Here is a 10,427-nt window from a genome sequence, read left to right on the forward strand (position 1 = left end):
CGGAGGTCGATCAGCCGACCGGGTGCATTCAGTGGGAGGATTTGTTTTGACCGAGAAACTGCCACCGGAAGTGGCGGAGGCGCACTGGACCAAGACGCGGAACCTGATGTGGGTGACGCTGGCGGTCTGGGCGATCTTCAGCTTCTTCATCCACTTCTTCGTAACGGCGATGAACAACATCGTCTTCCTTGGCTTTCCGCTCGGCTTCTACATGGCCGCGCAGGGATCGCTGATCGTCTTCGTCGTGTTGATCTTCTGGTTCGCGAACCGGCAGAACGCCATCGACGAGGAATTCGGCGTCGCCGAAGACTGAGGGGGATCCAATGGCACTTTCCATGAAGGGTGATTTCACCGACAACCTGGGCAAGATCTACGGGATCTATGTCGGCGGCTTCGCCGCCTTCGTCGTCCTGATGGCGATCGCGGCCACGCTTGGCGTGCCGGACCGTTTCATCCTGTGGTCCTACATGGCGATGACGATCGGCATCTATGCGTTCATCGGCATCATGTCGCGAACGGCGCAGGTCTCGGAATACTATGTCGCCGGCCGCTCGGTGCCCGCCGTCTACAACGGCATGGCAACGGGCGCGGACTGGATGTCCGGCGCGTCCTTCGTCGGTATGGCCGGCACGCTGTTCGTGCTGGGCTATGACGGCCTTGCCTTCGTGCTCGGCTGGACCGGCGGCTATGTGCTGGTCGCGGTGCTGCTCGCGCCGTATCTGCGCAAGTTCGGCGCCTACACCGTGCCCGACTTCCTCGGCACCCGCTACGGCGGCAACACCGCGCGCCTCGTCGGCATCGTCGTGCTGTTCTCGTGCTCGTTCACCTATATCACCGCGCAGGTCTATGCCTCGGGCATCATCGCCTCGCAGTTCCTCAACATCGACTTCGAATGGGCGGTGTTCGCCGGTCTTGCCGGCATTCTCGTCTGCTCGATGCTGGGCGGCATGAAGGCGGTGACCTGGACGCAGGTGGCGCAGTACATCGTGCTGATCGTCGCCTATCTGCTTCCGGCGGTGTGGATGTCGACCGTGCAGTTCGGCATTCCGATCCCGCAGTTGACCTATGGCGGCGCCCTGACGCAGATCGCCGAGTACGAGCGGATCCTGGAGGTCACGCGGACCCATGTGGCTCCGTTCCAGAGCTACAGCCCGCGCGACTACTTCTTCCTGATCTTCTGCCTGATGGTCGGCACCGCGTCGCTGCCGCACATCCTGATGCGCTTCTTCACGACCCCGACGGTTCGTGAGGCGCGTAAGTCGGTCGGCTGGTCGCTGTTCTTCATCTTCCTGCTGTACTTCACGGCTCCGGCCTATGCCGCCTTCTCGAAGTTCAACCTGATGGGTCTCTTCGTGGCGGCGGGCGCTGAATCGAGCTATCAGCTCGCCTTCAACGCGATTCCGCAGTGGATGATCCAGTGGGGGTCGATCGCCGGCCACCAGCTTGTGACGATCTGCGGCGTCAAGGCCGAGACCGTCGCGGCGATCCAGGCGGCTTGCGAGGCCAAGGGCTTCGCGGAAGGCTTCCCCTACACCGAACTGCGGCTCAACAACGACATGATCGTGCTGTCGACCCCGTCGATCGCCGGCATGCCGATCTGGGTCGTGGGTCTCGTCGGTGCGGGCGGCTTCGCCGCGGCGCTCTCGACCGCCGACGGCCTGCTGCTGGCCATCGCCAATGCCCTGTCGCACGACGTCTACTACAAGATGATCGACCCCAAGGCCGACTCCAAGCGTCGTCTGATGGTGGCGAAGGTCCTGCTGGTGGTCGTCGCGCTCGCCGCCGCCTTCCTGGCGCGCACCAAGCCGTCCGACATTCTGTCGATGGTGGCGTGGGCGTTCTCGATCGCGGCTGCCGGCCTCTTCGCCCCGCTCGTCATGGGCGTGTGGTGGAAGCGGACGACGAACATCGGCGCGATCCTCGGCATGGCCGCGGGCTTCGGCACGACGATGTACTACCTGATCGGCAACGTCTACGGCTTTGACCTCGTCAAAGGCACGGGCGACGAGATCTCGTGGTTCGGCGTGGCGTCGATCTCCGCCGGCATCTTCGGTGTCCCGGTGGCGTTCGTCGTGACCTATGTCGTGTCGCTGGTGACCCCGGCGCCGAGCGAGGAAATGCAGGACTTCGTCGACCGTCTGCGATTGCCGAAGGGCGGCAACATGATGGTTCAAACGCACTGACGAACCGGCTACAAGACTGAACGCAGGGCCCATGGGCCCTGCGTTTTCATGTCAGGATGGACGAAATCATGCAGGCTTCCGCCCTCAGTGGCATCCTTCTCCTCGTCGCGACCTATCTGCTCGCCTTCGGGACCTTTGTCCTTGGCGGCGCGCCGACCGAGGTCGCCGTCTATCTCGGTGGCACCTACGCGCTGACCGCGCTCGCCGCCTTCCTGTTTTCCCGAGGGGTCCTCGAACTCGTCGTCGGCTCCGACCGCAACATCACCTTCTTCGTGGTGCTGCGAAAGCTGACCGACCCGCTGCTGGCGCTGGTTGCGCCGCTGACTCCGGCGTTCCTGCTGCCCTTCGCAGTGTCGCTCTACGGTGCTTTCCTGTTCTTCCTGCTGAAGCTGTTCCTGTTCGGCGATGCCTTCCTCGGCGTGCCGCCGCTGTTCATCCTGCTCTATCTGGTGGTGGCCTCGGCGTTCTGACGGCCGGCGCGCCCGCTATAACTGTTATCGCCCCGGCGCGGGGCGATAACAGTTATAGCGGGCGCGGAATTGACCCGTTCCGGTGCGCATGCGACCCAGAAGAGAGGCGAGGGGGCCGATCTTCAGGAGGGAGTTGCAATGCTGGATCTCAAGGGACGGGTGTCGATCTACCAGCCGGAGCAGGAAGGCCTGATCTTCCCGTATGAGCCGTCCTTCCAGAGCGTCGAGGAGGAGCGCCGCCACCGCAAGGAGCGCCTTGTCGCCGCCTGCCGCGCCTTCGCCCGACAGGGCTTCGACTACGGTTTCGCCGGCCATCTCACCGTGCGCGATCCGGAGCGGCCGGAGCTTTACTGGACCAACCCGATGGCGGTGCATTTCGACAAGGTGAAGATGTCGAACCTGATCCTGGTCGACCATGCCGGCACGGTGATCGAGGGCGATTACGCGGTGAACCGCGCCGGCTTCGTGCTGCATGCCAATGTGCACGAGGCGCATCCCGACATCATCGCCATGTGCCATGCGCACACGGTCTACGGCACCGCCTATGCCGCGCTTTGCCGGCCGATCGAGCCGATCACCCAGGATGCCTGCGCCTTCTTCGAGGACCATGTCATCATCGGCGACGAGGCCGGTGCGGTCGCGGTCGAGAACCATGCCGGCTCCAACGTCGCGGCGGCCTTCAAGGGCGTCAAGGCGGCGATCCACCAGAACCACGGCCTGCTGACGGCGAGCCGCCACAGCATCGAGGCGGCGGCCTTCTGGTTCATCGCGCTGGAGCGCTGCTGCCAGCAGCAGCTCGCCATCGCCGCCGCCGGCATCCCGCCGGTCTATATCCGCGAGGACCGGGCCCGCTACAGCCGCGAGCATGTCGGCAGCGAATATATCGGCTGGCTGCATTTCCAGCCGATCTGGGAGCAGCTCCGCGAGGACTGCCCCGACATGTTCGACTGATACATGTTCGACTGAGGCATGTTCGACTGACGATTGTCTGGCCTGCCTCCGGCGGCCGGTGCGGTCCCCGCGCCGGTCGTCTCCTTTCCTCCCCCGGCTGACGCCGTCCGCCCGCCTTGCTAGTCTGTCCCGCTGCCCGAGGGAGGCGGCGAGGGGGAGATGGACGGGGCATGGACGGGGCATGAAGGACAATCGCTTGCTGGAAATGCGGGTGTTCCGCGCGGTCGTCGAGGCGGGGGGCTTCCGCCATGCCGCCGACCGGCTGCGCGTCAGCCAGCCCTTTGTCAGCCAGAGCGTTTCGGGGCTGGAAAAGCGGCTGGGCGTCAAGCTGCTGCACCGCTCGACGAGGGGGCATCGGCTGACCGACGAGGGCCGGGCCTATTTCGAGGCCTGCGTGCGCGCCGTCGACATGGTGGAGGCGGCGGAAGGGGAGGTCTCCGCCGCCACGCGGGCGGCCGCCGGCGAGCTGCGCGTCAGCGCGCCCATCGCCTTCGGCACCGACCAGATCGTGCCGCGCATTCCCGACTTCCTGAAGCGGCATCCGGGGCTGACCCTCGCCCTGTCGCTGACCGACCGCTTCGCCAACCTGATCGAGGAGAATATCGACGTCGCCGTGCGCATGGGACGGCTGGAGGGATCCTCGCTGATGAGCCGCAAGCTCTGCGACCTGCAGCGGATCGTCGTCGCCGCGCCCGCCTATCTCGCCGCGCACGGGCCTATCGCCCATCCGCGCGACCTTGCCCGCGCCAATTGCCTGCTGTGGGAGGGGCGGCGCGGCCATCTCAACCGCTGGCCGTTTCTCGTCGGCGGTGCGGTCGAGACCGTGACGGCGACCGGGGATTTCCGCAGCGCCAACGGTCTGTCGCTGGTGCAGCTCTGCCTTGCCGGCCACGGCATCATGCGCATGGCCGAGCATCTCGCCAATCCGGCCATCGCGCGCGGCGAGTTGGTGCCGCTGCTCGCCGACTATCAGGTGCGCGACGACACCGCCTTTCACGCGGTCTATCTGCCCGAGCGCCAGCTTCTGCCGCGCGCGCGCCTCTTCATCGACTATCTGGTCGAGACCTTCCGCGTTCCGCCCTGGTCGGTGCCCTGATCCCGTCCCATATGTCGTGAGACGGCCGCGTTCTTGCGGTTGGCTCAAGGGCGGGCGTAAGATGGCCGAGCGGGCACGGCGTCCGCCGGGCAGCGAGGTGCGACGATGGCTCACGATCCCAAGGTCGAGGAACGTCCGGGCGAGACCCGCGACGGCGAGGGCCGCCCCGCGCCGAAGTTCAGCACGGAGGAAGCGGCGCGCCGCCGGCAGGCCGGCCGGCAGCCTCGATCCGTACGGGAGATTGCCGAAGGCGCCATCGTCCAGCATGCGGAGACGCTGAAGAGGCTTGGCGAATAGCATGGTGGAGCCGATCTGGCTCACGGTCGAGGACATTGACGAGCTGGCCCGCATGGTCAGTGACGCGTTCCCCGGCCATTTCGTCGAGTGCTATCCTCACAAGCGCAACGACCTCGAGGCGGCCACTTATCGCGCCAGGAACAGATACGACTATAACGAGCAGCGCGATCTGACGGCGCTGGCCGCCGAGTATGCCTATGGCATCGGCAAGGCGCATGCCTTCGCGGACGGCAACAAACGGATCTGCTTTCTTGCCGCCCGGGTGTTTCTGGAGCTCAACCAGCTTCGCCTGACCGAGCCGGAGGCGGGTTTCTTCGCCCAGCCGATCAAGGACCTGATGGCGAACGAGATCGAGACCGCCCAGCTCGCAGCGCTTTTCGCCGACAATGTGGCGTGGATCGACGACGACGAACACTGACCTCACCGCCCCGTTTGCCGCATCCTCCGTGCGGTGCTACAGGGGGCGCCTTGCGGCATTCTAGCAACGGACGGTGCGCGATGAGCGACAAGGACATCTATTCCGGCCTGACCCAGCTCGGCAGCGCGACGCAGATTCCGGCGAGCCCGGAAGCGGCGGTGCTGGAGCGGGTGCCCAATCCGCAGCCGGACGTGCGCTATGCGGTGCGCTTCACCGCGCCGGAATTCACCTCGCTCTGCCCGATGACCGGCCAGCCCGATTTCGCGCATCTGGTCATCGACTACCTGCCGGCCGGCTGGCTGGTGGAGAGCAAGTCGCTGAAGCTCTACCTCACCTCGTTCCGCAACCACGGCGCCTTCCACGAGGACTGCACGGTCAGCATCGGCCGCCGGCTCGTCGGCCTGCTGGCGCCGGAGTGGCTGCGCATCGGCGGCTACTGGTATCCGCGCGGCGGCATGCCCATCGACGTCTTCTACCAGACCGGCCCGGCGCCCACGGACGTCTGGATCCCCGACCAGGGCGTGCCGCCCTATCGCGGCCGGGGCTGAGCGTCTCACACACTCTCCTGCGCGATCGCCAGCGCGCCATAATCGGCGACCGTCGTCAGCCGGCTCGCCAGCACCACGGCGAAGGAGAGGGCGAAGAGGGCCGCCACCACGGCGAGCCCGGCCTGCGGGGTGACGGCGGTGGCGATGGCGCCGCCCGCCAGCGCGCCGAGCGGCCGCGTGCCGTAGATCGCCGTCTGGATCACCGCGTTGACCCGCCCCAGCATCTGCGCCGGCGTCACCAACTGGCGCACGGTGTTCTGCGTCACCAGCCACATCGACGGGCCGAAGCCGAGCACGAAGAACGCCGCCATCAGCAAGGGGCCGGGATTGCCTTGCGGCAGCGCCAGGAGCATTGCGGCGGCAACGACCGAGCTTCCGGGGCCGAACATCAGCACCAGGCGCGGGGCAATGCGGCCTGCGATCCGTCCCGCCACATAGGTGCCGGCGACCGAGGCGAGGCCGAAGGCGGCCATCGCGCCGGCAAAGAGCGTCGCCTCGCCGCCATGGTCCTGCGTGATCACCGGCACGGCCAGCACCACCAGCATCGCGAAGGCGAAGTTCCAGAACACCGCGCAAAAGGTGATCGGCAGCAGCATCGGGTGGCGCAGCACGAAGCCGGCCCCCTTCGCCAGCCGCCGGATCAGCGCCTCGCGCTGCTGCGGGCGTGACACCGATTTCGGCAGCGGCGCGGTCAGCATGAGCGCGGCGAGCGCGCAGGCCGCCGCCGCCCAGAACACGGCGGCGGCCCCCGTTACGTCCAGCATCAACCCGAGGGCGAGCGGCACGGCCAGCGAGGCGACCGAGCGGGGCAGGGAGATCGCCGCATTGGCACGGGCAAGATCGGCCTGCGCCACGATCCGCGGCAGCATCGACAGGCTCGCCAGCCCGTAAAGCACGATGCCGAGGCCGGCGAGCGCGATCGCCCCGGCAAAGGGCAGGATCGCCCCGGCTCCGATGGCGAGCGCCGCCGCCGCAAAGCCACCGAGCGACAGCAGCGCCGAGGCAAGGATCGCGCTGCGCGGCTCTGTGCGGTCGACCAGCACGCCGAAGGGCAGGCTGCCGACCAGATGCGCCATCGACTGGCAGGCGACCAGCAGGCCGATGGTGCTGGCGCTCGCCCCGAAGACGGTGGCGGCGACGATGGGGACGGCGACCAGCGCGATCTGGTCGGCGATGTTCAGTCCGTAGGACGAGGCGACAAGTCTGTCGAGGGCGCGCATTTGAGGCTCCGCTGGCGGTGACGCGCGCGAGCTTAACGAGGGCCGGCCGGCCGCCTCGACCCGATTTGCGAGCGGGCGGTCTCCCGCAACCGCTTGATCCGGCCTGCTGGAAGCTCTCTTTCTATTCAAAGCCAGTTTTCAGGATTCCGGCCGCCATACACCACGGCAACCACGAAAATCCCGTACGGCATCGGCTCATAGATGATGATGTAGCTGCCCTCGACGAGGATGCGAGCGGTAGGACTTAGCTCCGGGCGGGGAGCGCCCATCTCAGGCTGACCTGCCGCCAGCTCGGCCTTGTCCAGCAATCGCCGCAGCAAGGCATCCGCCGCCGCTTCGTTGTCCGGCGCAATATCGTGCCATATGCCGCGAATATCCCGCTCGGCGCGAGGGCTTAGAACGTAGTCAGCCACGCGACCCGGCTTCCGCCTTCAGCTCTGCCAACAAGGTGTCGGCGTCGACCGACCGGCCTTCGCCGCTGGCCATGCCTTCATTATAGGCGTGTTTCAAACGTGCCATCTCCAGCTTGCGTAGTTCCTGGCGCTGCTCCCACAGGCGCAGCGCATCGCGAACCACCTCGCTGTTCGAGGCATAGGAGCCGGATTCCACCGCGCTCTTTAGCTGCGCCACCTGCTGCGCAGACAGGGAGACGGTGAGTGTTTTCATCGGTGCCGTTTTCATGCCGGTAGTATGGCATTCCTCACAATTCCTAACAAGAATTATTAGTGATGGCTGCAGCCCGCCGGCTCCGCCGCTTCGGGAATGCCGAGGCCGAGGTCATGGGATCGATGCGGCCAGCGATTTGCGAGCGGGCGGTCTCCCGCAACCGCTTGATCCCGCCTGCTGCGGATGCGAAGACAAAAGCCTGTTCCCGTGGGGCCGCCTGCCGTGACCTATCTGCTGCTCAAGTATCTCCACGTCCTTGGCGCCATCGTCATTCTCGGCACGGGCAGCGGCATCGCCTTCTTCATGCTGATGGCGCATCGCTCCGGCAGCGCCGCCTTCATCGCGCAGACCTCGGCGGTCGTCGTGCTGGCCGACAAGCTGTTCACCGCCACTGCCGTCGCGGTGCAGCCGGTCACCGGCACCCTCTTGATGCGCGAGAGCGGATACGCCTTCACCGACGGCTGGATCGCCCTGTCGCTGGGGCTCTACCTCGTCGCTGGCGCGTTCTGGCTGCCGGTGGTGTGGATCCAGGCGCGCATGCGCGATCTCGCGCGCGGTGCCGCCACTGAGGGCGCGCCGCTTCCCGCCGCCTATCACCGCCTGTTTCGCATCTGGTTCGTCTTCGGCTTTCCCGGCTTCGGCTCGGTCGCGGCGATCCTCTGGCTGATGATCGCAAGACCGGAGCTCTGACCGATGGCCGCCGACGCTCCCACCATCGCCGTTCTCGGCGCCTCCGGCCTGATCGGCCAGGCCGTGGCGCTGGATCTCCTGCGCCGGGGTTTTCCCGTGGTCGCGCTCGCCCGCCGCTTCACCGGCGCACAGAAGGCCGCGCTCGGCGCTGCTGCCGTCGAGGCGCCGCTGGTCGATCTCGATGCGCGCAGCCTCGCCAGCCTGTTGGCCGGGCGCAAGGTCGATATCCTCGTCAACTGCATCGGCGTGCTGCAGGACATGCCGGGCAAGGGCACGGCAAGCGACGCGCATGGCGGCTTCGTCTCGCGGCTTTTGTCCGCGATGGGGCAGCAGGGCGCGCGGCCGCAGCTCCTGGTGCATCTGTCGATCCCCGGTGCGCCCGAGAGCGACCGCACCGCCTTTTCCGCCACCAAGCGCGAGGCCGAGCGGCTGATTTCCGGCAGCACCGTTTCCTTCGCCATCCTGCGTCCCGGCTTCGTCGTCGCACCCGTTGCCTATGGCGGCAGCGCGCTGATCCGCGCCCTTGCCGCGCTGCCCCTGCGCCTGCCGCAGGAGGAAGCCTCGCGCCCCTTCGCCGCGACCGATGTCGCGGACATTTCCCGCACAGTCGCTTTCCTCGCCGATGGGTGGGGGCAGGGGCGGCGCGACTGGCGCGAGACCTGGGAGGTGATGGAGCGCCGCCCGCACACCGTCGGCGAGGTGGTCGAGGCGTTCCGCGCCCGCATCGGCGGGCCGGCGCCGCGCTGGCGGCTGCCGCGTGCGCTCCTGTCGCTGGGGGCGCGGGCGGGGGATCTTGCTGCCCGTCTCGGCTGGGCACCGCCCGTGCGCAGCACGGCGCTCGCCGAGATGCGGCGCGGCGTTGCCGGCGATCCCGGCTCTTGGGTAGCGGCGACACGTCTTGAGCCGCGCTCGCTGGAGGCGGCGCTCGCCCGTTATCCCGCCGGCGTGCAGGAGCTCTGGTCCGCCCGCCTCTACATGCTCAAGCCGGCGATCCTCGGCATTCTCGTCGTCTTCTGGGTCGTCTCGGGGCTGATCGCGCTCACGGTGGCCTTCGACGCGGCGGTGGCGATCCTGACGGCGCATGCCTTCCCGCCGCTGCTGGCGAAAGCGGTCACCGTGGTCACCAGCCTTGCCGACATGGCCATCGGCGCCGCCATCGCGGTTCGGCGCTGGTGCCGCGCCGGGCTTCTCGCCGGCATCGTCCTGTCGCTCTTCTACATGGCGGGCGCGGCCGTGCTCACGCCGGAGATGTGGGTCGAGCCGCTCGGCGCGCTGGTCAAGACCGGCCCGGCCATCGTGTTGATGCTCGTGGCGCTGGCGATCTTCGAAGACCGCTAGCGCGGCAGGCGCGGGGCGGGCGCGCAGCGCGCACCCGTCCCAAGCACCCGCCCAGAGCAGCGGAGCAGCGCAAGGCCGTTCCCCCTCTCAGGTGTCGTCCCGGACGAGGCCGAAGGCCGAAGAGCCGGGACCCATTGGCGCCCTTAGCGGGCATGTGGCGGAAGGCGTTCACCCCCCTCTCACTTGTCATACCTGCGAAGGCAGGTATCCAGCATCCGCCGGCGTGCGGGTCTTCGCGCCAGCCTCTCCTTTCGTCATTCCGGACGAGGCCGAAGGCCGAAGATCCGGAACCGGCGAGCCACGGCGGTGGTGGCTTGGTTCCGGTGTCCTCGTCGCCGCTCTGGGAACGAATGGGCCCCGGCGCGCGCTGCGCTTGGCCGGGGTGACGGCCGATGAGCGCGAGGCCGTGCCCCCTCCTCGGAGGTCATCAACTCATATCGTTGAGGTGGTCTCTCGTTCTGGCGTTGAGGATGACGACGATCTTTCGCATGAGGGCTGTGAGGGCGACGATTGGCTTCTTTCCGTTTGCGATCAGCCTGTGGAAGACGGG

The 10,427-nt window shown here is 67.3% G+C and carries 13 protein-coding genes; 10 read left to right on the top strand and 3 right to left on the bottom strand.

The annotated features are described in order from the left end of the window. The first annotated feature begins 46 nt into the window (after window positions 1-46). The 8 genes from TSB10GB4_RS14900 (at window position 47) to queF (ending at window position 5,963) form a co-directional block, all read left to right on the top strand. Window positions 47-313, top strand: a complete 267-nt coding sequence (locus tag TSB10GB4_RS14900) for a DUF4212 domain-containing protein (protein WP_244570919.1) — start codon at window positions 47-49, stop codon at window positions 311-313. A 10-nt stretch (window positions 314-323) separates the two neighbouring features. Then, a complete protein-coding gene (locus TSB10GB4_RS14905) occupies window positions 324-2,183 on the top strand; it encodes a sodium:solute symporter family protein (RefSeq protein ID WP_186396338.1) in 1,860 nt (619 codons plus the stop codon). Between the two features lie 68 nt (window positions 2,184-2,251). Then, window positions 2,252-2,653: a hypothetical protein gene (locus TSB10GB4_RS14910; protein WP_208984817.1), complete on the top strand. Its 402-nt coding sequence runs from the start codon at window positions 2,252-2,254 to the stop codon at window positions 2,651-2,653. A 138-nt stretch (window positions 2,654-2,791) separates the two neighbouring features. Then, window positions 2,792-3,604 (top strand): class II aldolase/adducin family protein, encoded by an 813-nt coding sequence (locus TSB10GB4_RS14915; RefSeq protein WP_186396339.1) that lies wholly within the window; start codon window positions 2,792-2,794, stop codon window positions 3,602-3,604. 181 nt (window positions 3,605-3,785) lie between these two features. After that, on the top strand, window positions 3,786-4,700 hold the full coding sequence (locus TSB10GB4_RS14920) for a LysR family transcriptional regulator (protein ID WP_186396340.1): 915 nt from the start codon (window positions 3,786-3,788) through the stop codon (window positions 4,698-4,700). Window positions 4,701-4,805: 105 nt separating this feature from the next. Further along, a complete protein-coding gene (locus tag TSB10GB4_RS14925) occupies window positions 4,806-4,997 on the top strand; it encodes a hypothetical protein (protein WP_186396341.1) in 192 nt (63 codons plus the stop codon). A gap of 1 nt (window position 4,998) precedes the next feature. Continuing rightward, on the top strand, window positions 4,999-5,415 hold the full coding sequence (locus tag TSB10GB4_RS14930) for a type II toxin-antitoxin system death-on-curing family toxin (protein ID WP_186396342.1): 417 nt from the start codon (window positions 4,999-5,001) through the stop codon (window positions 5,413-5,415). An 80-nt stretch (window positions 5,416-5,495) separates the two neighbouring features. Next, window positions 5,496-5,963, top strand: a complete 468-nt coding sequence (queF, locus tag TSB10GB4_RS14935; RefSeq protein WP_186390143.1) for a preQ(1) synthase — start codon at window positions 5,496-5,498, stop codon at window positions 5,961-5,963. 5 nt (window positions 5,964-5,968) lie between these two features. Here queF and TSB10GB4_RS14940 read toward each other — a convergent pair whose 3' ends face one another. From TSB10GB4_RS14940 to TSB10GB4_RS14950, 3 genes are all read right to left on the bottom strand, one after another. Continuing rightward, window positions 5,969-7,183 carry an MFS transporter gene (locus TSB10GB4_RS14940; RefSeq protein ID WP_186396343.1) on the bottom strand — a complete coding sequence of 405 codons (1,215 nt, stop codon included), beginning with the start codon at window positions 7,181-7,183 and terminating at the stop codon, window positions 5,969-5,971. A gap of 125 nt (window positions 7,184-7,308) precedes the next feature. Next, window positions 7,309-7,596 (bottom strand): type II toxin-antitoxin system RelE/ParE family toxin, encoded by a 288-nt coding sequence (locus tag TSB10GB4_RS14945; protein ID WP_186396344.1) that lies wholly within the window; start codon window positions 7,594-7,596, stop codon window positions 7,309-7,311. Then, window positions 7,589-7,849, bottom strand: a complete 261-nt coding sequence (locus tag TSB10GB4_RS14950) for a type II toxin-antitoxin system ParD family antitoxin (protein ID WP_186390140.1) — start codon at window positions 7,847-7,849, stop codon at window positions 7,589-7,591. Before TSB10GB4_RS14950 ends, TSB10GB4_RS14945 begins: the two co-directional genes overlap by 8 nt. 222 nt (window positions 7,850-8,071) lie before the next feature. On the opposite strand from TSB10GB4_RS14950, the gene TSB10GB4_RS14955 reads away from it, so the two are divergent. Then, complete coding sequence (locus tag TSB10GB4_RS14955) at window positions 8,072-8,539, top strand: DUF2269 domain-containing protein (protein ID WP_186396345.1); 468 nt, start codon at window positions 8,072-8,074, stop codon at window positions 8,537-8,539. Window positions 8,540-8,542: 3 nt separating this feature from the next. After that, on the top strand, window positions 8,543-9,877 hold the full coding sequence (locus tag TSB10GB4_RS14960; RefSeq protein WP_186396346.1) for an SDR family oxidoreductase: 1,335 nt from the start codon (window positions 8,543-8,545) through the stop codon (window positions 9,875-9,877). Window positions 9,878-10,427 lie beyond the last annotated feature (550 nt).

It is taken from the genome of Stappia sp. TSB10GB4 (assembly GCF_900185745.1).
In the GTDB taxonomy this organism is placed as follows: domain Bacteria; phylum Pseudomonadota; class Alphaproteobacteria; order Rhizobiales; family Stappiaceae; genus Stappia.

What these genes read in the sequence shown, in the direction of transcription:
- TSB10GB4_RS14915 (WP_186396339.1), top strand. Translation starts at nt 2,792, where the DNA reads ATGCTGGATCTCAAGGGACGGGTGTCGATCTACCAGCCGGAGCAGGAA.
- TSB10GB4_RS14930 (WP_186396342.1), top strand. Translation starts at nt 4,999, where the DNA reads ATGGTGGAGCCGATCTGGCTCACGGTCGAGGACATTGACGAGCTGGCC.
- queF (WP_186390143.1), top strand. Translation starts at nt 5,496, where the DNA reads ATGAGCGACAAGGACATCTATTCCGGCCTGACCCAGCTCGGCAGCGCG.
- TSB10GB4_RS14950 (WP_186390140.1), bottom strand. Translation starts at nt 7,849, where the DNA reads ATGAAAACACTCACCGTCTCCCTGTCTGCGCAGCAGGTGGCGCAGCTA.
- TSB10GB4_RS14940 (WP_186396343.1), bottom strand. Translation starts at nt 7,183, where the DNA reads ATGCGCGCCCTCGACAGACTTGTCGCCTCGTCCTACGGACTGAACATC.
- TSB10GB4_RS14920 (WP_186396340.1), top strand. Translation starts at nt 3,786, where the DNA reads ATGAAGGACAATCGCTTGCTGGAAATGCGGGTGTTCCGCGCGGTCGTC.
- TSB10GB4_RS14925 (WP_186396341.1), top strand. Translation starts at nt 4,806, where the DNA reads ATGGCTCACGATCCCAAGGTCGAGGAACGTCCGGGCGAGACCCGCGAC.
- TSB10GB4_RS14905 (WP_186396338.1), top strand. Translation starts at nt 324, where the DNA reads ATGGCACTTTCCATGAAGGGTGATTTCACCGACAACCTGGGCAAGATC.
- TSB10GB4_RS14910 (WP_208984817.1), top strand. Translation starts at nt 2,252, where the DNA reads ATGCAGGCTTCCGCCCTCAGTGGCATCCTTCTCCTCGTCGCGACCTAT.
- TSB10GB4_RS14960 (WP_186396346.1), top strand. Translation starts at nt 8,543, where the DNA reads ATGGCCGCCGACGCTCCCACCATCGCCGTTCTCGGCGCCTCCGGCCTG.